The sequence below is a fragment of the Fluviispira vulneris genome (genome assembly GCF_014281055.1).
Taxonomy (GTDB): Bacteria; Bdellovibrionota_B; Oligoflexia; order Silvanigrellales; family Silvanigrellaceae; genus Silvanigrella; species Silvanigrella vulneris.
Map to the genome: position 1 here is coordinate 36,718 of NZ_JACRSE010000001.1, position 24,311 is coordinate 61,028.

The 24,311-nt window shown below is 32.4% G+C and carries 18 protein-coding genes; 5 read left to right on the plus strand and 13 right to left on the minus strand.

Going from position 1 to position 24,311, the window contains the following annotated elements; all coding sequences use genetic code 11:
- Positions 1 to 128: 128 nt before the first annotated feature.
- Complete coding sequence (gene alaS / locus H7355_RS00140; protein ID WP_186643676.1) at positions 129 to 2,882, minus strand: alanine--tRNA ligase; 2,754 nt, start codon at positions 2,880 to 2,882, stop codon at positions 129 to 131.
- Positions 2,883 to 3,028: 146 nt separating this feature from the next.
- On the opposite strand from alaS, the gene murJ reads away from it, so the two are divergent.
- Positions 3,029 to 4,696: a murein biosynthesis integral membrane protein MurJ gene (gene murJ, locus H7355_RS00145; protein ID WP_186643678.1), complete on the plus strand. Its 1,668-nt coding sequence runs from the start codon at positions 3,029 to 3,031 to the stop codon at positions 4,694 to 4,696.
- On the opposite strand, the gene cheB is transcribed toward murJ, so the two are convergent.
- Genes cheB through H7355_RS00165 form a run of 4 tightly spaced genes read right to left on the minus strand, consistent with a single transcriptional unit; the run spans position 4,679 to position 10,420 of the window.
- Complete coding sequence (cheB, locus tag H7355_RS00150) at positions 4,679 to 6,550, minus strand: chemotaxis-specific protein-glutamate methyltransferase CheB (protein ID WP_186643680.1); 1,872 nt, start codon at positions 6,548 to 6,550, stop codon at positions 4,679 to 4,681. The two genes, murJ and cheB, sit on opposite strands and share 18 nt — an antisense overlap.
- A gap of 4 nt (positions 6,551 to 6,554) precedes the next feature.
- On the minus strand, positions 6,555 to 8,225 hold the full coding sequence (locus H7355_RS00155; RefSeq protein ID WP_186643682.1) for a methyl-accepting chemotaxis protein: 1,671 nt from the start codon (positions 8,223 to 8,225) through the stop codon (positions 6,555 to 6,557).
- A 10-nt stretch (positions 8,226 to 8,235) separates the two neighbouring features.
- Positions 8,236 to 8,730 (minus strand): chemotaxis protein CheW, encoded by a 495-nt coding sequence (locus tag H7355_RS00160; protein WP_186643684.1) that lies wholly within the window; start codon positions 8,728 to 8,730, stop codon positions 8,236 to 8,238.
- Positions 8,717 to 10,420: a chemotaxis protein CheA gene (locus tag H7355_RS00165; RefSeq protein ID WP_186643687.1), complete on the minus strand. Its 1,704-nt coding sequence runs from the start codon at positions 10,418 to 10,420 to the stop codon at positions 8,717 to 8,719. The genes H7355_RS00160 and H7355_RS00165 overlap by 14 nt, the downstream gene beginning before the upstream one ends.
- 258 nt (positions 10,421 to 10,678) lie before the next feature.
- Between H7355_RS00165 and H7355_RS00170 the strand changes: the two genes are divergently transcribed.
- On the plus strand, positions 10,679 to 11,284 hold the full coding sequence (locus tag H7355_RS00170; RefSeq protein ID WP_186643689.1) for a YdeI/OmpD-associated family protein: 606 nt from the start codon (positions 10,679 to 10,681) through the stop codon (positions 11,282 to 11,284).
- 68 nt (positions 11,285 to 11,352) lie between these two features.
- Here H7355_RS00170 and H7355_RS00175 read toward each other — a convergent pair whose 3' ends face one another.
- On the minus strand, positions 11,353 to 11,874 hold the full coding sequence (locus tag H7355_RS00175) for a GAF domain-containing protein (RefSeq protein ID WP_286190589.1): 522 nt from the start codon (positions 11,872 to 11,874) through the stop codon (positions 11,353 to 11,355).
- A gap of 290 nt (positions 11,875 to 12,164) precedes the next feature.
- Here H7355_RS00175 and H7355_RS00180 point away from each other — a divergent pair, with 290 nt between their 5' ends.
- Positions 12,165 to 14,036: an IucA/IucC family protein gene (locus H7355_RS00180; protein WP_186643691.1), complete on the plus strand. Its 1,872-nt coding sequence runs from the start codon at positions 12,165 to 12,167 to the stop codon at positions 14,034 to 14,036.
- Here H7355_RS00180 and H7355_RS00185 read toward each other — a convergent pair.
- On the minus strand, positions 14,014 to 14,916 hold the full coding sequence (locus H7355_RS00185; protein ID WP_186643693.1) for an alpha/beta fold hydrolase: 903 nt from the start codon (positions 14,914 to 14,916) through the stop codon (positions 14,014 to 14,016). The genes H7355_RS00180 and H7355_RS00185 overlap by 23 nt on opposite strands.
- Before the next feature lie 154 nt (positions 14,917 to 15,070).
- Between H7355_RS00185 and H7355_RS00190 the strand changes: the two genes are divergently transcribed.
- Positions 15,071 to 16,477, plus strand: coding sequence for a cryptochrome/photolyase family protein (locus H7355_RS00190; protein WP_222435619.1), 1,407 nt, complete (start codon positions 15,071 to 15,073; stop codon positions 16,475 to 16,477).
- Here H7355_RS00190 and H7355_RS00195 read toward each other — a convergent pair.
- The 6 genes from H7355_RS00195 to H7355_RS00220 all read right to left on the minus strand — a co-directional run bounded on the left by H7355_RS00195 (position 16,451) and on the right by H7355_RS00220 (position 23,717).
- Positions 16,451 to 16,765, minus strand: coding sequence for a PAS domain-containing protein (locus H7355_RS00195; RefSeq protein WP_186643695.1), 315 nt, complete (start codon positions 16,763 to 16,765; stop codon positions 16,451 to 16,453). The two genes, H7355_RS00190 and H7355_RS00195, sit on opposite strands and share 27 nt — an antisense overlap.
- Positions 16,766 to 16,887: 122 nt before the next feature.
- Positions 16,888 to 17,274 carry a PAS domain-containing protein gene (locus H7355_RS00200; RefSeq protein ID WP_186643696.1) on the minus strand — a complete coding sequence of 129 codons (387 nt, stop codon included), beginning with the start codon at positions 17,272 to 17,274 and terminating at the stop codon, positions 16,888 to 16,890.
- A gap of 132 nt (positions 17,275 to 17,406) precedes the next feature.
- Positions 17,407 to 17,832: an FtsB family cell division protein gene (locus tag H7355_RS00205; protein WP_186643697.1), complete on the minus strand. Its 426-nt coding sequence runs from the start codon at positions 17,830 to 17,832 to the stop codon at positions 17,407 to 17,409.
- 76 nt (positions 17,833 to 17,908) lie between these two features.
- On the minus strand, positions 17,909 to 19,345 hold the full coding sequence (locus H7355_RS00210) for an amino acid--tRNA ligase-related protein (RefSeq protein ID WP_186643698.1): 1,437 nt from the start codon (positions 19,343 to 19,345) through the stop codon (positions 17,909 to 17,911).
- Positions 19,342 to 21,927, minus strand: coding sequence for a Lon protease family protein (locus H7355_RS00215; protein WP_186643699.1), 2,586 nt, complete (start codon positions 21,925 to 21,927; stop codon positions 19,342 to 19,344). The genes H7355_RS00210 and H7355_RS00215 overlap by 4 nt, the downstream gene beginning before the upstream one ends.
- Complete coding sequence (locus H7355_RS00220; RefSeq protein WP_186643700.1) at positions 21,924 to 23,717, minus strand: RecQ family ATP-dependent DNA helicase; 1,794 nt, start codon at positions 23,715 to 23,717, stop codon at positions 21,924 to 21,926. The genes H7355_RS00215 and H7355_RS00220 overlap by 4 nt, the downstream gene beginning before the upstream one ends.
- A 102-nt stretch (positions 23,718 to 23,819) precedes the next feature.
- Here H7355_RS00220 and H7355_RS00225 point away from each other — a divergent pair, with 102 nt between their 5' ends.
- Positions 23,820 to 24,305, plus strand: coding sequence for a DUF3299 domain-containing protein (locus H7355_RS00225; protein WP_186643702.1), 486 nt, complete (start codon positions 23,820 to 23,822; stop codon positions 24,303 to 24,305).
- The last annotated feature ends 6 nt before the right edge of the window (positions 24,306 to 24,311 follow it).

The window sequence follows — 24,311 nt, forward strand, 5'->3', positions numbered from 1 at the left end:
CAAATATATTAAATTGGACACATATTATGAAAAGTACATTTTGGGAGTAAATGAATTCATATTTTATAAAATTAATCGTTTTATAATATGTTATTACAATCATAAAACGACTAAATTATTTTTTTTAATCAATCGATCATTTTATTTACGATTTCATCAACTTTTAATAATGCTGATGCCAATTCAGAGGTTTGTGTGCCTCCTCCGCGAGCAAAATCAGGTCTGCCTCCTCCTTTGCCGCCCACCATTTCTGAAAGCAATTTGATGATATTTCCCGCAGAAAGTTTTTTATTCTGTTTTGTCATCTCTGGATTTATTGCTGAAATAATATGCGCTCGATTGTCAAAAATTGCAGCAACAACTGCTATGGTATTGGGTTTCTCTTTGAGTCTATCACATAAAAGTTCCATTTCTTTCATATCTGAAGAATCTGATAAAGTAACTACAAGACGTGCATTATTTTTTAGCTGCTTTGCATTTGTCAATAATTCAGAGATTTGTGCATTTACAAGTCTACTTTGCAATTGCACAATATTTTTTTCTAAATCTTTTGTATTTTCACGCAGTGCAATGATCCGTTGAGAAATTTCAGATTCTGCGCATTTTGCAGTTTCAGCAGCATGCCCAATAATACTTTTCAGTTTTTTGATGTATTGGAGTGCTGCAAGACCTGTCACAGCTTCGATACGACGCACACCACTTGTTACGCTTCCTTCAGAGATAATTTTAAATAAGCCAATATTACCTGTGCTAGATATATGAGTTCCACCGCATAATTCAAGGGAAAAATTGTTTATTTCAAGCATGCGTACATGGTCGTCGTATTTTTCATCGAACATGGCCATCGCTCCCATTTCTTTAGCTTTTGCTAAGGGAACATGCTCATGGGTTTTAACCGGAATATTTTTTAATATTTGAGCATTAACCAGAAACTCAACTTGTTCAATTTCTTTTGCGCTCATCGCTTTATTGTGGGTAAAGTCAAAGCGCAGTGTGTGTGGGTTGACGAGAGAGCCTGCTTGTCTAACATTTTCTCCTAAAACAATTTGTAAAGCTTTATGTGCCAAATGTGTTGCTGTGTGGTTACGCATAGTAGCTTGTCTAGCAGTAAAATCGATACGTGCTGTTACTTTAGCGGAGTTTGCAAATATTTTCTTTATCTGTTCTTGTGTTAAGTATTCATATGATTCAGAGCTGTATTCAACATGTTTAAGAAGATGAATAATACTTGTTACAGTTTTTCGAACATCAATAACTTCGAACACATTTCTTCCATCTTTATTTATAAATTGAATATTACCAATATCACTTACTTGCCCACCACCTTCTGGATAAAATGGAGTGTTTGCTATGACAATTTCAAATAATTTATTTTTTATTTGACGTACTTTTTTAATATTTGTGTTTGCTATTTGCACTTCGGCATACTCAACTTTATCCGTTGATATATTTGTTACTTCAAGATTATATCCCATAAAGTTTTTATCTTCAGAAGGATTTAACTTGTTTAATTCAAGCCAAGGTGAGTCATCCTGATCAAATTTATAAAATTTTGCTTCCGCTCGGCTTCTTTCTTTTTGTTCAAGCATGTGCTTATCAAAGTTTTCAATATCAGCACTGAAACCAATTTCTTCACATAAAACTCTGGTTAGGTCGGAAGGAAAGCCAAAACTGTCATGAAGAATAAAAATATTTTCACCAGAAATAACTTTTAAATTTTTTGCTTTTGCCTCATCTACAAAATGATTAAATTTGCTTAGACCACTTTCGAGTGTACTGCTAAAACGCAATTCTTCATTGCGTATTGCATCTTCAATACGATTTTTATTTTTAATGATTTCAGGATAAAACTCTCCCATTTCGGAGACTACAACTTTAACGATCTTTTCTAAGAAAGATTGATCTTTTGGCCAATTTTTACTGAGTCTATGTGCATGTCTCACTGCACGGCGAAGTACGCGGCGCAAAACATATCCACGCCCTTCATTTGAAAAATTTGCACCATCAGCTAATGTAAACGTTAATAACCGGATGTGATCGGCTACAACATTGCAGCTTTCTTTTTGCAGCTCTGAAAGTTCATTTAACTTTGTTTTTATATTTGCTGTTAATAAGATTTCATCTTTTATTTTTTCAAATAAATCGATGTCAAAGATAGCAGTTTTCCCTTGGGTAAGAGCAGTGACGCGCTCAAGTCCCATACCTGTGTCTACGCTTTTCATAGGCAAGTCGAGAAGTGTTCCGTCTTCTTGGCGGTTGTATTGCATAAAAACCAAGTTCCAAAATTCTAAGTAACGGTCACAGTCACAACCTGGACCTTTACAGACAAGTCCTTTTTCGTAACATTGACCAACTTTTTCTCCTTGATCTAAGTAAAGTTCGGAACAGGGACCGCAAGGTCCTGTGGGGCCCATTGCCCAAAAATTATCTTTATCGCCGAGACGTACGATGCGCTCAGCCGGAACACCAATGGATTTCCAAATCTCAAAGGCTTCATCATCACTGTGGTGAACCGTAGCCCAAAAACGGGAGAGATCGAGTTTAAGTTCTTTTTTAGTGAATTCATATGCCCATTCTATCGCTTCTTTTTTGTAGTAATCACCAAAGCTCCAAGAACCAAGCATTTCAAACATGGTGCAATGGCGACCGTCCTTCCCGACATCGTCGAGATCGCCAACGCGAATACACTTTTGTGAGTTTGTTGCACGTTTATATGATCGCACTTCCTCGCCAGTAAGGCAGGATTTAAATTGTGTCATTCCCGCAATTGTAAAAAGAATGGTTTGGTCAGCTATGGGGATTGTGGAGGCACTTGGCACGTAAGTGTGCTTTTTTGTTTCAAAAAAATGAATAAACTTACGGCGAATCTCATTGGTCTTCATAATCACTCCAGTCTTGGCCTATCGCATTCTAAAAAAATTCGTTACGGCTGATGTAATATCTAAGCATTCGGATTTACCGAGCTTGATTAACTTATAGAATGGCAAACGAGCAATGGCAATATGAGAGTTTAAGGAATTAATAATTTATGACTGATATGAAAACTCCAAGCACAGCAAGAGAAATTGAATCGGTTAAATTGAAAAAAGCAAGTTTTGCAGCTATAGCGGGTGTTCTTTTTTCCCGCGCCTCAGGGATCGTACGTACAGCAGTCGTAAATGGTACCTTTGGGGTAAATGTTTCTTTAGATGCCTTTAATGCAGCATTTCGCTTTCCAAATAGTTTGCGAGATCTCTTTGCAGATGGTGCTCTTTCAGCTTCCTTTATTAAGGTATTAGTGGAAGAAAGAAACAAGGGAGTTGATGCTGAAAAAAAATTAATTCGAATAGTGATTGGATTTTTTTCATTTGTTACTTTTTTCATTGCAATTCTTGCAGCAATTTTTTCATATCCTTTTATGGAATTTATTAGCAATGAAGAATTTAAACAAACTGGCGGTCTTGAACTCGCATCTTTTCTATTTAAGATTTTAGCATTTTATCTACCTTTAACTATGCTAAATGCGGTTGCTATGGCCGTTTTAGGTGTGCTTGGACAAACATTTCGTGCTATGAATGGTTCCGCTTTTTTAAATGTTGGAATAATTGGATTGGCTTTTTGCTCACCACTCTTTTTATATTATGGTTTTAACCCTGTTGTTGGTATTGCTATTGGTGCAATAATTGGTGTGATAATGCAAATGATATACCAGTTTTTACCCTTATATAAATTAGGTATGTTAGCATGGCCCATTTTTAGTATAAAAGAGTGGATTTCTTATAAGCCATTGCATGAAGTTTTAATTTTAATGATCCCACGCGCTCTTGGCCAAGGAGCAATGATTTTAGCATTATTAATAAATACTTTTTTTGCTATTCAGGTGGGCGAAGGTGCTTTAACATATATTATGACTGCAACAATTATTATTCAGGTACCAATTGGTTTGTTTGGTGTGGCCACAGGTTTCGCTGCCTTACCTGTTTTGAGTAAAGCAATCATAGAAAATCAAAATAAAAAATTTTCATTACTGCTCGTGGAAAGTTTAGACACAGCAATGTGGCTTGCGGCACTTACGACAGCTTGCTTCGCTTTATTGATTGTGCCATTTTATTCAGTATTGTTTCAACATGGAGCAGTCAACTTTCATGATACTTTACAAAATTCTATAGCTGTGTGTGCTTATTCAATAGGAATCATTTTTGCTTCAGGATCTAAAATATTATTAAATGGCTTTTATGCAATCAATTGTACGAAGCAAATTGTTTACAATGCAATTGTTTATTTAGTAATCAACGCTAGTTTAAGTTCAATTTTAGCACCAAAGTTTGGCATACTCGGTCTTGGAATATCCTATGGAACTGCCAGTGCATTTGATTTTCTTATGAATTATTATTTTTTGAAAAAAAGATTTCAAAAAAAATATTACGGGGACAATCCTTATGTTGAAGGTGGAAAAGTTTTTGGCTTTCGGATGTTCGTATTTGCATTTTTAGCCTATATATTTGGATTAGCTGGTGTTGCAAACATTATCTATTTTTGGCAAAACTTTGATCATTTCTTCTCTTTTAAACTCAATTTTTTTAGTCAATTTATTATTTTAAGTTTAGGAGGATTTCTCTTTTGTGCTGTGAGCATTTTACTAGTTAAATTTTTTGCACCACAGCATTTAAAAGATTTGCTAGATAAAATTTTGCGAAAACTAAAGAATACGTTTTAAAATGTTTGGAATATCTTTTAACGAAACAACCTGGTGAACACCGCCTAGTGCGATTGCTTCTTTAGGCATACCAAAAACAACACTGCTTTCCTCATCTTGAGCTATGGTAAATGCATTTTTATCATATAATTCTTTAAGGCCATTTGCTCCATCATTTCCCATGCCTGTTAAAATTAGAGCGCAAATATTAATTTGTAATTTCAATTGGGCAATGGAATAAAATAAATAGTCTATAGATGGTTTATGCATATTGATTTTTTCTGTATCATTTACTTCTAAAATGAGCTTATTTCTTTCTTCAATTATTCTCATTTGCTTCCCACCAGGGGCTAAATAAACACAGTTATTTTCTAATACTTGTTTATTTTTTCCCTCATAAACTCTGAAATTACATAATTCGTTTAATCTATTTGCTAAAGCCGAAGAGAAATATTCAGGAATATGTTGAACAATAACAATAGGTGGAATATTTTTATCAATTTGTGTTAAAATAGTTTGGAGAGCTTCGACACCACCAGTCGACGAACCTATTGCAATTAAATCCGGTTTTAATATATTTTTAGGTAAATTATAGAACTTATTTTCAATAAAACATTTTTTATCTTTAAAAATAGCCTCTTTGTTTGATTTTCTTGCTTCAAGAATGGTGTTTTTAATACTTATTATTTCTTTTGTAGAATGAACTCCTTTGGGTTTTTCAATATAATCAAATGCTCCTAATTCTAAACATCTTATTCCATTATCTGCTTCATCAAAGTTTATTGAACTCATGACTACAATAGGGGGGTGAGGTTTATCTTTTAAAAATTCAAGGTATTCGATGCCATTCATTTTGGGCATATTTAAATCAAGAACAATTACGTGGGGCTGTTGCTCTAATGTGCTGAGTATTTCCATTGCTTCAATTGGATTTTCAGCTTCACCAACCAGCAAAAAATTTTCTTCTTTTGTTAAAACTTTTCGCAGAAAATCACGAACTGTTAAAGCATCATCAATAATAAAAACCTTTGTAAAATCCGGCATTGTTTCTGAATTTAATGAATATATAGAGTTTTTTAAATGAGTAAAGGGTACATCAATGCCATTTAGAGACTCAGAATGACCTAATATTAAATATCCCTGGTTTTCTAAATGATTTTTGAGTGAAAGTATTATATTTTTTACTTCTTTTCGCTTATAATAAATTATAATATTTCGGATTAAAATAATATTAAATTTACCGAAATCTTCTGGATTTACTAAAAGATTGTGTACTTTAAATTTGCATAATCTATGTACGCTGTCTTTTATTCTGACATGATTTCTTAACTCATCTTTGCCATAATCAAAATATTTTTGAATCAATACTTTACCTATTTCTTTTTCAACTTCAGTAGCTAAATATATTCCATTTTCACATTTCTCAATAGATAATAAATCAATATCAGTGCCCAATATTTCAATTGGTGGGATAAATTCATATTTGATACCAAGTGAATAGCAAGCCTCTAAATAGCAAATTGCAATGGAATATACTTCTTTACCATTGGAGGCTGCAGCTGACCAAATGCGAATAGGTTTATTTCTTTTTATAAATTCGGGAAAAATTTCATCTGCTAAAAAATCAAAATGTTCTGGTTCACGGAAAAACTCAGTTGTATGATTCGTTAAAATTGATATTAAATTTCTTACTTCAATATCTATATTTTGCAAATAATACTCGTAATAATCTTCAATTTTTGCAAAATTCAATACATTCTGTCTTAGCTTGATTTTTTCAGACGCGAGTTTTATCTTTTCATTGTTTAATTCTACCTGAATCAATCCTTGAATATCATGAATAATTTTCATGAAATAGTTTTCATTTTTTTGCATATATCTATGCTTTCCATCTAGAGTCATTTCTGCTCGGTAAATTATCTGTTAATATAAGTTCACTATTGGCTTTATTTTCTCCATCAGTTTTGCTATCTAACGAGAAAAAATTATCCTGATTATTCTTTGGAAAATTATTATCTTCTTTCTTATTATCATTCTGATCATTGGCTACATTACCAATGATTAAATATCTTAATTTTAAAATTATTTCACTTATGTTTTTTATTCCGCTTGCCAAATATTGACTATCTGTAGCTTGGGCTATTCCTATTGCGCTATTCCGCTGAGTTACTTCATCTATTTGTCGCATAGCAATCGTTGTTTGTTTCATTCCTGTTTCTTGTTCACTCGTTGATGAGACTATAATTTTCGTTCCTTCATTTATTTTAAACAAAATTTCAGTCATGCTATCAAATGAAGCTTCGCATATTTTTGAAATATTTTTTCCAGTTATAATTCGCTCACGAATATCAGAAACCACACGCGCAACTTCTGTGGTTGAAGACTCAAGTAATTCTCTTATTTCGTTCGCAGCTGAACCACTCATTGATGCCAATTTTCCAACTTCCTCTGCTACAACAGCAAAGCCTTTGCCATGCACACCAGCTCGAGCGGCTTCAATTGAAGCATTAAACGAAAGAAGTCGCGTTTCTGAGACGATTTCGTTAATTATTTTAGTTTTATTGGCTATTTTAACAATAAGATTTGAAATTTCTTCCAATTTTACGTTTGATGCTTGAATACTATCCATCGCAGAAAGCATTTGTGATATCGACTCTCTTCCTTTTTGTGCACTGATCTGACCTTCTTCTGAGATTCGCAAGTTGTGTGCTGAATGCTTGCTTGTTTGCGTCAGCATTGAACTCATTTCTTCCATGCTTGCAGCTGTTTCTTGAATGGCAGCAGCTTGTTTCATTGTCATATCAGACAGTTCTTTAGAGCTTTTTTGTGAGCTATTCGCTCTTTGCATAATAGAATTTGATTGATTATTAAGTCCTATAATTAAACTATTTAAACTGTTATTAAGTTTTTTAATAGAAAACTTAGAAAGTAAAATACCTACACTTAAGAAAATAGATAAAATAGCAATTAAAAAATATAAAGAATTCCTTCCGTATTCGTTGGTGTTTTTAATATTTTTTTCTGAAAATTCATTAACTTCTTTAGTTAACTCTTCGATAGATTTTTCTAATCTTTTAAATACCTCATTAAATGGAGCAATGTTACTTTTAGCTTCTATGGCTTTTTTAGCCACAGCAAGTTTTGCAATTTTTTCGGATAAATCAGTGTATTTTTTAGCGTCAATTAGAATTAGCTTTAAATCATCGTGAATTTTTTTATTTAATACTAAGATATTGAGCGAGTTTAAGTGGTTTAAAAATTTTTCTTTAAATTCTTTTTCTTCTTCTGCAAGTTCTATTATTTTCTCGTGATTTTTAGATTCGGAAGCCATGACTATGGCAAAGATATTTGCACGGATCCCATCATGAAGCATATCAGCAAGAGTTAAATGATTCATTGCAGGTATGATTTCAGATGAAAATTTATTAATTTTTTCATTGTAAAAATTATTTAATTGAAAAGGTATAACTCCTATACAAAAAATTAAAATTATCATAAGAGATGATAATGTCCAGAGTCTTTTCCGTATAGTCCAAACTTTGTTTTTCATAGTCTTTTCCTTATAAATTTACTGAAATATTTAAATTTTCATTTTCTTTAATTGCTTTTAATTCCTCTTCGCTTATTGATGATGCTAAATCTATAATTGTGACTAAGCCTTCTTTTAAAATATAGTTACCAATAATAAATTTATTATCAATTGAATATTTCATTTCATTATTTTGTTGTATTTCTTCTTTATTTATTGTTTGAACAGAAACTAAATCATCAACAATGACACCTAAACTTAAATCTTTGCTTTCAACAACTAAAATAATACCTTTATTTCCTTCATCATTGAACACAGGTGAAACTTTAATTCTAAAGTCAATTATGCTTAATATCTTCCCTCTTAAATTAATGATTCCTTTAAAATAAGGAACCATAAAAGGTACTGGTTTTATATTGTTTGATTTAATTACTTCTTTAATTTGTAGTAAATTACATGCATAGTCTTCGTTCAATAATTTAAAAATTAAGTATTTGTTCTCTTCAATTTCTTCATTGTATTCCATGATAACTCCAAATATTCACTAATTGACTTAGATTAAGAACTAATGCTGGTTCTCCATTTCCTAAGACAGTTGTTGCAATTACCCCAGGAATCCCTATAAGTTCTTGTGATAATTTTTTGAGAACAATTGTTTGAGTATTGATAATTTCATCCACTTGAAAGGAAAATTTCTTGCCGAGATGTTGGATTAATATACCATTATTTTCAGCTTCTAAATTTAATTCTATTTCGTTTGCATTTAAAATTTTATTTAATGATATTATAGGAATAATTTCATTTCTTAGTGTAAAAACTTCACTTCCATTCAACCGTGTTTCAATTTTAAATTTCTTATGATCTATAATTTCAGATATTTGTGATTCAGGGATGACAAAAAGCTGTCTATTTGACTTAAATATTAAACCTTTGATAATTGATAAGGATGAGGGAAGTGAAATAATAAATGTCGTTCCTTTATCAATTTCAGTTTCTATTTCAATACTTCCTTTTAGCTCTGAAATTACATTATTAACTACATCAAGTCCAACACCTCTACCAGAAATATCAGAAACTTCCTCTTTAGTTGAAAAGCCAGGTTTAAATATGAGCCTATGAATTTCACTTTTTGTTAAATTATTTTTGGCTTCAATAATTCCTTTTTCAATTGCTTTGTTTAATATTTTAGCTTCATCAAGCCCTTTTCCATCATCTTTTAAAAGAATTTTGACATTTCCTTCTTCTTGCATTGCTCTTAATTCAATTGCACATTCTATTGGCTTATTTTTATTTATCCGATCTTCTTTGCTTTCAATTCCATGGTCAATTGCATTTCTAATCAAATGAGTTAATGGATCTGTTAATTTATCTACAATCACTTTATCTAATTCCACATCAGAACCAAATGTTTCAAAGTTTATTTTTTTCTGTTGCTTTACCGAAAGATCTCTTACAATTCTGTTCATTTTCTGAAATTGCTGTTCAAGGGACATCATTCTTAAAGAAAGTGTAATATTTTGTAATTCTTGGATATTTTTATCCATTTGGGAAATCGTATTTTTAACTTCTTGTGGGAGGGATTTTGTTAATGAAATTTGCTTTAAAATATTTTGGTCGATAACGACTTCTCCGATATAATTGATTATATTATCAAGTTTGCTTACATTCACTTTTAAATATTCATCAATATTGATTTTTTTATTTTTCTCAGCATCAATTTTTTTAGTTTCATTTATTTTTGTTAAAGTGTTTACTTCTTCAGTTTTGCTTGAATCTGTAAATTCTTCGAATATTTCAAATCCTTTAGAGAACGTATTTATACTTTCTTTACTCTTTAAAAATATGGATATATTATTAATATTATCAATTAAGTTGCTATGAATGAAATTTGGGTTTTCTTTAATTGATAAAATCCATTCTTGAGTAAAAGAATGAATTTCAAAAAAAAGATTTAAAATATTTGCTGCAAATTTTATTTCATTATTTTTTATTAGTGTTAAAAGTTCTTCGACTTTATGAATATAATCAGTAAGTTGTTTTAATCCAACAGATGCTGAGGATCCTTTAAGATTGTGTGCAATTCGAAATAGTTGAGCAATGGATTCTTGCTCATTCGCTATATTGATATTTAAACAAGTCGCTTCCCAAAAGGCTAAATTTTCGATAGCTTCTTCTATAAATATATTTATAAATTGAGCTTCAACATTGATATTCACTATAGGTCCCTTTTTTATTAACAATATACTGGTTGCTAGAAATTTATGATGAAATAATTCACATGTCATTTTTTGAGCATTTTATTTAAAGTAAATTGATTTAGATAAAATAATAAATATTTTAAAAGAAGTATTTCTCTCTAATTCTTATGATTAAATCTTGGTAATATTTAGAATTGACATTTGCAGATATAGATAAATAAAAGTATAATAATTTAAATATTTTTTTAACTTGATTTGCATTATTTGATGGGATTTATGAAAAAGGTATTTCAAGAAATCACTCCAAAATCAAGAGCTGACTTTAGAGATTGGCTGAAAAAAAATCATGAACAAAAGGAAAGTATTTGGGTTGTTATATTTAAAATTTCCAGTCCTAATTCAAATCTCAATGCAGTCGACGTTGCTGAGGAGGCTCTGTGTTTTGGTTGGATCGACAGCGTCCCACGAAAGCTAGATGAGTACAGATATAAATTGCTTGTTTCTCAAAGAAAGCCATTAAGCACTTGGTCTGCCATAAATAAAAAGCGTGTGAAAGCGTTAATTGCTAAAGGATTAATGACAAAATATGGTCTTGAAAAAATAAAAATAGCTAAAAAAAATGGCGCTTGGACAATGCTCAATTCTTCAGATCGATTTGAAGTTCCGAGTGTATTGGAAAAACGACTTAAACGGAACAAGAAAGCTTATGAGTTTTATCAGTCAATGGCTCCGTCATCAAAACGAATAATACTTGAATGGATTAATTCTGCTAAGACAGATGAAACTAGAAATAAACGCATAAAAGAAACAGTGCAGCTGGCTGCTAAAGGCATTCGCGCAAATCACTATGTTGATCTAAAGAAGTTAAAAAATAATAAATAGATATCATTCTCGATAAATTTATATGAAGACAAGATAATATTAAGATTTTTTGTGTAATCAATAATGCTTTAAGCGAAAACCTCAGGCCATTGAGTTTTTTCACATAATATTCCCACTAATTCTTCGAGTTTTTCGGCATCCTGCTGTGAAAAACGATCTAAGTTTGGGCTATCGATATCCAAAACTCCAATAAGATTTTCTTTTGTTCTTGGGTTATTATTGCGAAACAGAGGAATAACAATTTCTGAGCGTGAAGCACTGTCACAAGCGATATGACCTGCGAAATTATGAACATCATCTACCCGCATCGTTTTTAAATGTTTAATTGCTGTTCCACAGACCCCTTTGCCATAAGCAATGCGTGTGCAGGCAATTTTTCCTTGGAAAGGTCCGAGAACCAATTCTTCATGTTTTAATAGATAAAATCCAACCCAATTGATGTTGGTTAAAAAGTTATTTAATAGTGCGCAGGTGTTTGATAGATTTGCGAGCCAATCCTTTTCATAACTTAAGAAATTTTTATACATATCGAGAAACTCATCATAATTCATTTCGATTAACTGTAAATTTGATTCAAAGACAAAACTCATAAAAATTCCTTTATCTATTTAATATAGCGGCCTCTGATCTTTGTTTTTTTTGATAAATTTTTAAAGATGCAAAAAAAATAAAAATATATTTTACACATCTTTTTTATAATATCTATTGATTTTTTGTCTAGAAGGAATATCTGTTAGATCGATACTGAGAATCATTCTCATTAATGTGATTATTTGGAGCAAGTCTATGCATGCAAATCAGCCGAAAGAAAACACTCGAAGAAGCTCTAGAGTATCGAATATTTAATCTAAAACAAAAATTTAAGTAAATGAGGCAATATATGAATAGAAATCATGCCAAAAGAACAATATTAAGTAAACTATTTCAAGCATTTGTGCGTGAAGCTGTTTTTAAAAAAGAAAAGATGAAAGTTTGTAAAGTTGATAATAGCATTGAAATTAATTTAACGAATAATGAGAAACTGATTGCATTGATCGATTCATTTGATTCATTTGAACGGTTTGATCTCCTCAGCGATATTCAGTACATATCCCAGCAAGGAGTACAAAATATCAATCATCCCCTCGAGTTTCTTGCCTTGGTGAAAAAAGAACTACTAAATGAGATTCATATTTCAGAAAAGAATTTTCTTCATTTCTGTCAAGAAATCGAAAATAGTTTAACAAATCTTATTTTAGCAGAAATATCATATGAATTAATTAAATACGAATATCAGAAATCTTCAAATGAAAGCGATGTGAAGTCAAGCATTGAGTGGATTCAATTACAAAAAAATATTAATAAACAATTTAGCATTCTCTCTTTTTATGAGCAATGTGTGATCCAGGGCCATCCTTTGCATCCAAGCGCAAAAACAAAAATTGGTTTTGATATCGATGAATTAATGACGTATTCGCCTGAATGGAGAAATATCGTTGACCTCGAAATAATAGCAGTCAAAAAATCTCATTGCAAAGTTACGTTATTAGAAGGTTATGCTTTTTCAGATTTATTGTTTAAGGAATACCCAGACTTTTTAGAAAAAATAAAAGAAGAATTGTCTATAAAAGGAGTTGATTATAGTAATTATGATTTCATACCTGTGCATCCTTGGCAGCGCAAGCACTCAATTATACCAAAATTTAAAGATCAAATAGCTGAATTCAAAATAATTCCCCTTAATTCTGTGAAAATACCTTCTTTATCTATGGTTTCTTTACGTTCATTTGCTCCAATGCAGAGTGTTGAGCACAAACGTCATCATATTAAAACCACAATAAATCTATTAACCCCGAGTGATTTTGGCTTGCTTTCTACCAAAGCTACGGAATATGCGCCGAGAATTTCTAAAATGCTTCAATCTATACAACGTGATTTAAAATCATTTCAAAATGGTCAATTTAGAATTCAGGCAGAAGTTTCAGGTGTTAGTTTTATTGAATATTCTGATAAATATATTAAAGCTGAAAAAGATGAATTGAGTGAAAATCTGAGCTGTCTATTAAGAGAAAATCCTGAAAATTATTTAAAAGAAAACGAAATCTGTTTGCCTGCTGCAGCTTTATTAGAAAAGTCTCCGATCAATGGGAAAAGTATTATCACTGAGTTTATTTCTGATTATATTGATAAATATCAGTATCTTATAATTGAAAAGGCAGCAAAATCTTTTTTTAAGAAATATATTTCTTTAGCAATTCCTCCTCTTTTAACTTTATTAAGCCGTTATGGTTTAAGTTTATCAGCTCATTTACAAAATTGTGTTCCTGTTTTTTCAAAAGGAGAGCCGATCGCGTTTTTTGTCAGAGATTTTTCACAAATTCGAATTAATAAAGAAAGATTGGAAAAGCAAAATTTTACTTTGAATTTAGTAAGCGAAGATGCGAATCTATTTTGTAAAAATGCATGCGCATTGCATAAAAATTTATTTTATTCATTCTTTCAAAACAATATTGGTGAAATCATTATTGAGTTGCATAAAAACTATTCTATTTCCGAAAAAGAATTATGGGATGAAGTAAAAAGTGTATGTCAAGAAACGTTTGCAGAATTGAAGATGGATCCGCTGATCGAACTTCAGGCGAGTGAAGATGAAGAAGATCTTTTTAAAGACACCATTCAAATGAAAGCTGTGACCAAAATGCGCTTAAATGGTGGGAAAAGTGAGTATCTTTTTGTTGGAATTCAAAACCCTATGTGTGATGCTGAAAAGTAAGAATGAGTTCATCGGGCATTTCGATAGGATACATGTGTGTCCCTTTAGGGATAATGACCCAAGTGAGTTTTGGAAAAAATAATTGTACCCATTTTTTAGCCAATGGATAGCAAGTATCGCTGTTTTCACCTACAAAAAAGATGGGAGTGAGCTTATTGCGGAGTTTAAAAGGAAGTTTTAAAAATCCAAAAGCAGCGGTTGCAGGATATTCTTCAAACATAATACCCTCCCAATTTGGATCGTGGATAAGTTGAATATTGTCCTCATTTTCGGCAAAACTTCCGTTTATATAATCAAGTATTGTTTCATCACTCCATTTTTTCATAAATGAGCTTTTTTTAAATTCTTGAAAAGCATTATCTATTGAACTAAACTTTATCTTCCTTTTTTTGACACGTTTAGCCAGTGTGCTTAAGTGTTTTAGTTTTAATAAACTCACAAGACTCCATTTTAAAATGATTTTTGGCGGTAATATCGGAGGATCGAGAAGATAAAGTTTATCTATCTGTAGCGATTTTGCTGAGAGCAAAGAAATCCATGCACCCAGACTGTGGCCACCAAAGATCCAAATAAGATCATCTGCTTTTTGTTTTTTAATTTTCTGAAAGAGCTCGATATGATCTGCAATTAATATATCCCAAATCCATTCAGAGGGCCTGTCCTTTATTAATTTTGCAGGTGCTTTGGTTTTCCCGATGCCACGCATGTCGTAAGTGACAATGAGCCAATTTAAACTTTCAGCCATTTTTTCGAAGAGTGCTCGGTAGGTTTGTGCGGGTACACCATTCGCATGGGCAAAAAACAGAGCCTTTTCAATTTTCTTACTTTGGGAAGGGGTGTATTCATAAATTTGAAAATGAGCACATCTGTATGGATGCATAAAATCCTCGAAAATAAATAGAAATTTATGTGACTAGCATAGTTCATTTTTGAGGGCGAGTCTTTTTTTTTTAATAAAATAAGTTAGTCTAAAATATTGTTTAACAACTTTAAGTGCAAAACATCATTTAAAGTCGTATCTAAGGAGTTTTATTTTGCAATTTAGAAACAGCATCGTTTGGTTGAGACGTGATTTACGTTTAGAAGATAATATTGCTTTAAGTAAAGCTTGTGAAATGTCTGAAAATGTTATTCCATTGTTTATTTTTGATTCAAATATTTTGAGTAAGTTAAAGAATAAAGAAGATAGAAGAGTGCAATATATTTATGAAACATTACTTCAACTCAGAGATGAACTTAATAAAAATGGAAAAGATATAATAATATTGTATGGAAAGCCAGAAGAAGAAATAGAAAAAATTGCTAAAAAATTAAATATCGATGCTCTCTTTTGTAATAAAGATTATGAGTCTTATGCATATAAAAGAGATCAAACAGTAAAGAAACAACTACAAGCTCACAATATCCAATTCTTTTCATATAAAGATCAAGTTATTTTTGAAGAAAAAGAAATTTTAAATAATCAAGGTCAGCCATACCAAGTGTTTACTCCCTATAAAAAAGCTTGGTTAACTATGTATCAAAAGGAAAAGATAAATATTGCAAATTATAAAATTGATAAATTATGTCCTAAAAGAAATTTAGATGTTTTCGATTCAACTTTAGCTTTAGCAGATATCGGTTTTAACAAGATAAATTTATCATTTAGAGCAGGCAGAGTGGGGGGGATAGAATGTCTTCAAAATTTTGCAAATAAATTAAGCCGATATCATGAGCAGCGGGATCTCTTTGCTTTGGATGGAACATCTCGACTTTCTGTGCATTTGCGTTTTGGTACTATATCTATCCGTGAGCTTTTTCTCTTTGCAAAGAAAAATCATTCAGAAGGATCTGAAATTTGGCAATCAGAGCTGATCTGGCGAGAATTTTATAAGATGATTCTTTGCCAATTTCCATATGTAGAAAAACAAAGTTTTAAGCGGCAGTGTGCAAATATTAAATGGATAGACAATCCTGAGTATTTTGAAAAATGGAAGAATGGGATGACAGGTTTTCCCATTATCGATGCTGCAATGCGACATTTTAAGCAATCAGGATGGATGCACAATCGATTGCGTATGATTGTAGCTTCTTTTTTATCTAAAGATCTCCTGTTAGATTATAGAAAAGGTGAGGAATATTTTGCAGATAATCTAATTGATTTTGACTTGTCTTCCAACAATGGGGGTTGGCAGTGGTGTGCGTCAACCGGATGCGATGCACAACCATACTTTAGAGTTTTTAACCCAGCAGCTCAGTCCAAGAAGTTTGATCCCAGTGGAGATTTTATCCGTAAATATTGTCCTGAATTAAAATTATTGGATGATAAATATATTCATGAGCCGATAAAATCACCAGAAAAGGTCTTGATCACAGCGCAGTGTCGCTTGGGGATAGATTATCCCAAACCAATTGTTCAACACGATATTCAGCGTTTAAAAGCAATGAATTTGTTTAAATAAACAAAAGAACATTATATCTTCAGAATTTTTTTGAGTAAAGGATTTAGTGGTGGATTCAACCCAGAATAATTCACCAGATTTATGAATTAATCTAAATTTAATTTTTGTCACGATGCCAATTTCTGTGATTAGTTTTTCATGCGCTTCTGAAATTTCGTGATTTTCATCTTGCAAGGTGAAATCATATGAAGGTTTTCCTATGATTTCTTCGTTTGTAATACCTAAGAAGTTTTTTAATCCTTCGGATGCAAATAACACTTCACCAAGTATATTCACAATTGAAAACATATCATTTTGTCCAAATGGACATAAAGCATGTGTTTTTTTTAAATCAAAATAATTATTGATATTGCTCAGAATAATAATACAAATTCCTTGATATAAATGAAAAATATTTATTAAATATAATATTATATTTTGCGCGATATTAAAAAAAGAAGCACTTCATCAAAATAATCGGAGTAGATAGTTTTTGCAATAGATTCAGTATAGATATAAGCACCTTTTTTTGAAAGTATTCTTTTTTTAAAAGAATATTCAACTCCAATATTATTAAATACCGATATAAATCTATTAAGATGACTTTCAAAATCATCGGGTGGAAAAAATTCAAATCCTTGTTTGCGCATAATCTCATCGGCAGTGTATCCATAAAAAGAAACACAGTTTTTAGTAATAAATATAATTTCGCCAAATGAATTCCAAATGGAAAGCAAGCTTGAGTTAGGATGAAACCAATTGGGTAAGTTAAATTGATCTAATATTTTTTTAAAATGAATATAAGTTTCTTTTTCCATTACCATTTTTTTCTTTTATTTTAATAATGATTATGTTTAACAATAAAAATTTATTTTTATTGTTAAACAATCTTTCGATTGTAAATAATTTTTTTACAAATTGTCAATTTATTTTTTTATAGATAAGAAAAACTAACGTGAAGATTCTGCAGAAAAGATTTGAGAGTTATGCGAAATGGCTCCAAATGAAAAGGAATTTTTTGTGTTAAATTGAAATATATATTCATCTTGCTCTACATAACCAAAATTTTGCTTTAGGTAGCGTTCTTGTTTACTTGGCGAACTTTTGAGTTTAGCAATGGTCTGTTCGAGTTCTTGATTTTGTATTTCAAGCTCCATATTTGTTTGAACTAATATATTTCTTTCACTGATCAGTTCCATAAAATTAGAAATCCCAGCTTTGCCAATAGCTATTGAACCAATAATAAGCCAAAGAACGACAACAACGACCCATCTTGCAAGGGATTGAAATCTCTTAGAAAACACAGCAGAGTTTGAGATGGGAGAGGTCATTTCTATACCATTCATAGAGTAGATAAAAGTGCTTAACACTGGCACACTCAATCTTAGCACGGGGAAAAAAATTTGTTGAGTTTCTTTTTGGATTCTGATGATTTTTTGTCAAGCCAATCATTTATTCTTTGGCAACGGTTTCAGCGGGAAATTGACTTAAGAATGGAATTGGGTACAGTTTTGCAATTTCTTTTTGACCAAGTAAAAGAGCGATAACACGATCAATTCCTAATGCATTGCCAGCACAGGGCGGAAGGCCAAATTGCATGGCATTTTCAAATATAGAATCGCGTTTGAGAGAAGGCCTTTTTTCCGTAGTGTTCTGAAATCGAACTAGAAGATTGTTAGCATCAATCAATTCTAAATAGGCATTGCATATTTCGACACCAAATAAAAAAGCTTCACAGCGTTCTACATATGGTTTTTTTATTGAACTTTTTTGTGTTTTATCAGGTACAACCTCTTGTGCTGCTAAGGCTCCCATTTGAATAGGATAGTGAGTGACAAAACAAGCTGTCTGTTCTTTCAAAAAAGGTTCTACTTTTTCCATAAAGAGCTTGTAAAAAAGAGAGTCCCAATCATCATTCTCTACTATCGATAAACTCAAATCTTTTGCTTTAGCGTAAAAAATATCTCTATCTTGTACTTCTGCTAAATTGATATTTATAAGTTTTTTAAATAAATCATCGATTCTAAATTGGGGCCACTGCTTTGGGATTTCTTCAGTGCTCCCAATAAAATTTGCTAAAGTTTGTACGAGAGTTTGTGTGTCGTGCATTATTTGTTGCAGAGTTGCGCCAGCTCGATACCATTCAAGCATAATAAACTCTGGTTCATGTTGTTGTGAGATCTCTCCTTGATTGCGGTAAGCATGCGCCAGTTGAAATATTTTAGCTGTTCCTTCAACCATTATTTTTTTTAAAGCGAATTCAGGACTTGTTGGCAATTCCAATTGCCAAGAATTGCCCCTGTGATCGATGTAACTAGTTGTAAAAGTATTTAAATAAACCTCAACTCCTCCGCTTGGTACCAGAGTGGGAGTCTCAACTTGGATAAATCCACGATTGACAAAAAAAGCTTTTGTCCGCTCTAAACAACGATTGCGCTGCAGAATGCTTTTCATTCTTTCTGAAGCAGGTGAAGGATAAAAATGTGTATTTTTTTGTCTCTCAATAGAAATTATATTTTCTGGAAATAAAAATGTACTGTTTGGAATAGGAGAAGAAATAAAAGCATTCTGCCAAGGAGCTAGGCATGTGGTTTTATTTATTATATTTGTGATTTCAATTAAGTAACAATTATCTATATATTCATTTAATTTATGTGATCTATTCCTTATGATATTACAGGAAAATAATATAATATCTCCAGATTGTATTTCTTCTTCATAGGCTTCATTGTGCACGTTTACGGGCCAAATAGTTCCTGTTGCATCACACAAACCCATTTTGTTATCTAAAAAAAATACTCTTCCCATCGAAAGTCTTTGCGTTACGGAGTGAACACGTCGCAATTCATAGAGATTTTGTAATAAAAGAGGATTTTTCTTAGAATTCATTTTTTAGTACTTTTTTTTCTAACTGGGCTTGAAGGTTTACGTGTTGTTTTAGGTTTAGTTACCTTTTTATGTGAATTTTTAGCTTTCTTTTCACTATGGTCTGTTTTTGAATGCAGGGTTTTGTATATTTTTTCAAATGCACTCCCTTTTTCAAAGCATGATTTTTTATCATCCCAAGTTCCTGCATGGAAACCTGTTAAAAGTTCAAATGCTTCTTCTGCACGGGAAACGGGCCAAATATGGAATTCATTTTTTTCAATTGCTTGTCGCACATCACGGTTAAGCATGAGGTGTTTTACATTTTGAACTGGTATAATACAGCCTTGTCGACCGTTGAGCCCTTGAAGATTGCAGGTTTTAAAGAAACCTTCAATCTTTTCATTGACTCCACCAATAGGCTGTATTTCACCAAATTGATTGACCGATCCAGTAACTCCAATTCCTTGATCAATTGGAATATTGGCAATGGTCGATAAAACTAAACACAATTCTGCAAGAGTTGCGCTGTCACCATCAACTCCATTATAATTTTGTTCGAAACAAATTGTCGCCGAAATATTTGCCGGCGATTTTTTGGCAAATGTTGCGTTCAGCCAGCTGGTTAAAATACTAACGCCTTTATTGTGTAATTTACCTGAAAGCGAAGCTTCTCTTTCGATATTTAAAATTCCAGGTTTGCCTTTATAGGTTCTGCAAGTAATTCGTGTAGGCACTCCAAAAGAAAGATCACCTAATGAGTAAACAGCAAGGCCGTTTATTTCTCCAACACGACGAGATGAAGTAGAAATAATAATATCTTTGCGTTTCAACATTTCAATAATGTGATCTTCTATAGCTGCTGAGCGCATATATCGTTCTTCAATTGCTTTTTCAACATCACTGCGTGAGACTTTTTTAGTTTTCCGTTCTTTTGCCATGAAATCGGCTTCAATAGTAATGTCTTTAATCAGGCTAAATCGGGTTGTTAATTTATCTTGATCATCTACGATTCTGCTGCCAAATTCTATAATTGCTGCTATTCCTGTGTCATCAAATGGCAATAAATTTTCAACTTTTGTACGGGTTGAAATAAATTCAACGTAATCTTCCATGGTTTTATTGCTGCGATCCATTTGCGCATCGAAATCTGCTTTAATTTTAAATATTTTATTAAAATCTTCATCATGTTGATATAGCATGCGATATATCCAGTCTGATCCGATTAAAATAATTTTTACATTTAAAGGAATTGGTTCTGGGCGCAAACCGCTTGTTGCTAAAATACTGTATTGTTCACCTAAATCTTCAATAAATAATTTTTGATTTTTTACAACTCTTTTTAAAGTGTCCCATACTTGGGGGGCACGTAATATATCGAGTGCATTTAAAACAAGATAACCGCCATTAGCACGTGCTAAGGAACCAGCTTTAATCATTTTGAAGTCTGTGGTGTAAACACCATATTCTATATTTTTTTCAATTTTACCAAATAAATTATAAAATGTTGGATTGTTTTCGATAATAATAGGAGCGCCTTCCACTTCCGTATTATCGACAAAAACATTTATTCTATATGGTAAATGAGGATCGCCTTTTTTAAGATGATAGGAACTAGGAGTGGAAATTTCTTCTCCTTCGCCTTCCCCTTCTTCTTCATCAGGCAAAAATTCATTTAAATTCTCTAGGAGGTGTTTCTTTACATCTTCTAAATATTCAAGCACATTTTTTTGCGCTTCATATTCTTTTAAGAATGGAATGAGTGCTTGGCTAACAACATAATCACCCAATTCGGATTGCAGCTCTTCCAATTTATTTTTTGTATCATTTTCTATGGAACGCACTTTTCTTGCAAAATCTAGAACTTCAGGTTCTAATAGATTTCTTTCACCTTCAATTTTTTCTTTTTGCTCATCACTTAATTCAGAATAATCTTTTTCGCTTAGAGGTTTTCCATCGATAATCGGTACAGTAACAATACCCATGCGTGTGGATTTAACCCCAAAGTTTTTTATTTTTGCGGTCTTTTCCAGTTCGCTAAAAAGTTTTGCTTTTTTTTCATTGCTCACATTGACAGTGGAATTTACGTTTGTTTCGTATTCTTCAGATTGAAAGGCGTCAACGAGTTCAACTGTGAGCTGTTCGACGAGTTCATCCATTTGTTTTTTAAAACGTTTTGCAATTCCTGTCTTAAGTTCCATCGCATGCGGAGATTCAGGATTTTTAAAGTTATAAACGTATATCCAATCCCCTGGAGTTGGACAATGCGCAGCCGTTTTTTTCAAAAAGGAACGGATGACACTCGTTTTCCCTGTACCTTGCACACCTGCTACATAAATATTGTAACCCGGTTTTTGGATACCAAGACCTAAATTAATAGCACGCACAGCCCTTACTTGCGAAATAATATCGTAATTAGGTTCTGACTTAGCTTTTTTTTCCGGAGCTGTGGATTGAAAATCACAAAATCTATAAACTTCATCAGAATTGAGTCGGCGAAACCGGAGTGTGGTTTTTTGCAATTTTTGGGCTACTGGAAATTCTTTTTCTCTTTTTGTCAAAATATTTTGCGTAAGTGATGCTTCCGTTTTTTTGGTATTTTTCATTCCGTCCTCTTTCTAATGCAAATATCACACTGCATGCAACGCCAAAGATTTTTTGATGCGCCTTGTATATGTCGTGGGGCAAAGAATTCAAAGCTTGCAGACAACCTACACGTTGCTGAAGTAGACAATTTGTCAAGTTCACGCAAGCTTGCATGAAAATGGCTTCGGGCAGAAATATATCTCGGCAGTTCTTTTTGCAAATGCACATAGCCATTTTTCAAAATTACACCTTGTTTTGCATGTTCACTCTCTATTTTAGCAAAACTAATGATTTTTTGTTCATCATAGTGCAAAAAAACCTGTTCACAACTTGTGACATTCATTTCAGATGCATCCGCAAGCATTTTTAACGAAATGACGCATTGCCCGCCCCTTAGAGAAATCCAACTCTTTTCTACAAGAGATGTTAGACCTTCTAATACTTTTTTTCGTTTCGTTATACCAATTGGGAGGGAGGCAAGAACATCTGCAAATGTCAAATGTGCTGCAACTTTGATAATTAAATATGACTCACCAATCCGTGTGTCTTCCAATGCATTGCATATTCTCAAGCCAGCACAAATCGTTTCTAATTTTTTTAATTTATCTTGTTCCTTTTTTGTTTTTATAACATTTAATAAATCTGTTTTATATACAAAGCAACTTTCACCAAATGAATTCGGCATAAACTTTATAAACGATGCTGTGAGTTCTAAAAATACTGAGGGCTCTGGGAACGACGATTTAAATTGAAATTCTCTTTTAATGGGATCGGAGCCAGTCCAAAGTAACAAACCACGTGAAGGCTCTCCTCCTCGTCCTCCACGGCCGAGCATTTGAAAAAATTCTTCTATATTACTTGGAAAACCAAAGACAATAACAAGAAGTATTCCTGAAACATCCACTCCCATGCCAAAAGCGGTTGTGGCACAAATAACAGATTTTTGAGTTGTATCGTGCACATATTGTTCAACACTGCGCCGCTCAATCTTTGGCAAGCCTGCATGGTAAGCAACAGAGTGAATTTTTAGTTTTCTTAATTTTCGGACTGCTTCTTCGCAAAGAATGCGTGATTGAAAATAAACAAGGATTTTTTGTGATGAAGACTCATTGATTATTTTAACTAGTTTTTCCCACTGTTCATCAACAGAAAAAACGCGGTGACTTTCAACAAAAACATTTTCAGCTAAGGGTTTTGATATATATTCAGAGACTTGAACATTTTCAGGAAAAACTCTTTTAATAATATCTTGTCTGCTATTTCGTCCTGCAGTTGCTGTAAGTGCAAGTATACGTGGTGGTTCTAACTTAGTTAATATTTTTCCAATTTCAGAATATTCTGGACGGAAATTATGTCCCCAAGTCACCACACAGTGCGCTTCATCAATTACTGCCATACTGATATTAATTTTTGCGAGTGCATTTAAAAAAGAAGGTAACACAAATCGTTCAGGAGAAGCAAAAATAATTTTAGCTTCTCGGTTTCTCAATTTAGTCCACGCAATTTTTCGTTCTTCTTCGGATTGTTCTGATGTAAAAACAACACAGGGGATTGAAGCATCGCTCATACGTCTCTCTTGATCTCGCATAAGAGAAATCAAGGGACTGATGACAAGCACAGTCTCATTGCTGAAAAATAAAGCTGGAAGTGAATATAAAAGTGTTTTACCAGCCCCTGTCGGGAGTGTTGCAATTACAAACTTTTTTTCAAAAATCTGTGCAAGAACTTCCCGTTGGGCAGGACGTAATTCGGACAGGGAAAAATTTGATTTTGCGAATTCTTCGCATTTTAGGACAAAATCTGTTTGCATAGACCTCACTCATTTCGTACGACTCCTGTTTACGATGGTTTTGCAAAGGAGTACAGTAAATGAGTAAAGTGTTTTTATATCTGATTGAAATGAGTTCAAAAAATGCGTTTTTCTTTTAAAATTATTCTTTTTATTCTATTTGGAATTGTTGCTGGTGGAGTTGCTGTTTACTTAATTTCCAGAGGGGATTCAGTTGAACAGATTAATACTCAATATAACAACACAAGGATAACTGAAATAGATTGGAATCTTTTACAGAAGCTAGATGTGACAACTGGGAATATTCCAAAAGATTTAAAAGTAATAGATGGCGCTATGATTAAAATTCCTGGTTTTATTATTCCCCTCGAAGACAATCAAGATTTTGTTGATGAGTTTTTATTCGTTCCATCCCCAATGGCTTGTATCCATGTCCCACCACCACCACCCAATCAAATCATTCATGTAAAAATGGCATCAGGGAAAAAAGCGAAAATGTCTTATGGACCAGTTTGGCTGACAGGAAAATTTATTCTGCTCGAAAATGGGGGAAGGAAAATAAAAGCGTCTTATGAAATGATAGGATCACAAACGATGCCTTATATGTAAATAGGA

What these genes read in the sequence shown, in the direction of transcription:
- alaS (WP_186643676.1), bottom strand. Translation starts at nt 2,882, where the DNA reads ATGAAGACCAATGAGATTCGCCGTAAGTTTATTCATTTTTTTGAAACA.
- H7355_RS00175 (WP_286190589.1), bottom strand. Translation starts at nt 11,874, where the DNA reads ATGAGTTTTGTCTTTGAATCAAATTTACAGTTAATCGAAATGAATTAT.
- H7355_RS00220 (WP_186643700.1), bottom strand. Translation starts at nt 23,717, where the DNA reads ATGCAAACAGATTTTGTCCTAAAATGCGAAGAATTCGCAAAATCAAAT.
- H7355_RS00210 (WP_186643698.1), bottom strand. Translation starts at nt 19,345, where the DNA reads ATGAATTCTAAGAAAAATCCTCTTTTATTACAAAATCTCTATGAATTG.
- H7355_RS00200 (WP_186643696.1), bottom strand. Translation starts at nt 17,274, where the DNA reads ATGGAAAAAGAAACTTATATTCATTTTAAAAAAATATTAGATCAATTT.
- cheB (WP_186643680.1), bottom strand. Translation starts at nt 6,550, where the DNA reads ATGCAAAAAAATGAAAACTATTTCATGAAAATTATTCATGATATTCAA.
- H7355_RS00170 (WP_186643689.1), top strand. Translation starts at nt 10,679, where the DNA reads ATGAAAAAGGTATTTCAAGAAATCACTCCAAAATCAAGAGCTGACTTT.
- H7355_RS00225 (WP_186643702.1), top strand. Translation starts at nt 23,820, where the DNA reads ATGCGTTTTTCTTTTAAAATTATTCTTTTTATTCTATTTGGAATTGTT.
- H7355_RS00185 (WP_186643693.1), bottom strand. Translation starts at nt 14,916, where the DNA reads ATGCATCCATACAGATGTGCTCATTTTCAAATTTATGAATACACCCCT.
- H7355_RS00215 (WP_186643699.1), bottom strand. Translation starts at nt 21,927, where the DNA reads ATGAAAAATACCAAAAAAACGGAAGCATCACTTACGCAAAATATTTTG.
- H7355_RS00195 (WP_186643695.1), bottom strand. Translation starts at nt 16,765, where the DNA reads ATGTTTTCAATTGTGAATATACTTGGTGAAGTGTTATTTGCATCCGAA.
- murJ (WP_186643678.1), top strand. Translation starts at nt 3,029, where the DNA reads ATGACTGATATGAAAACTCCAAGCACAGCAAGAGAAATTGAATCGGTT.
- H7355_RS00160 (WP_186643684.1), bottom strand. Translation starts at nt 8,730, where the DNA reads ATGGAATACAATGAAGAAATTGAAGAGAACAAATACTTAATTTTTAAA.
- H7355_RS00180 (WP_186643691.1), top strand. Translation starts at nt 12,165, where the DNA reads ATGAATAGAAATCATGCCAAAAGAACAATATTAAGTAAACTATTTCAA.
- H7355_RS00155 (WP_186643682.1), bottom strand. Translation starts at nt 8,225, where the DNA reads ATGAAAAACAAAGTTTGGACTATACGGAAAAGACTCTGGACATTATCA.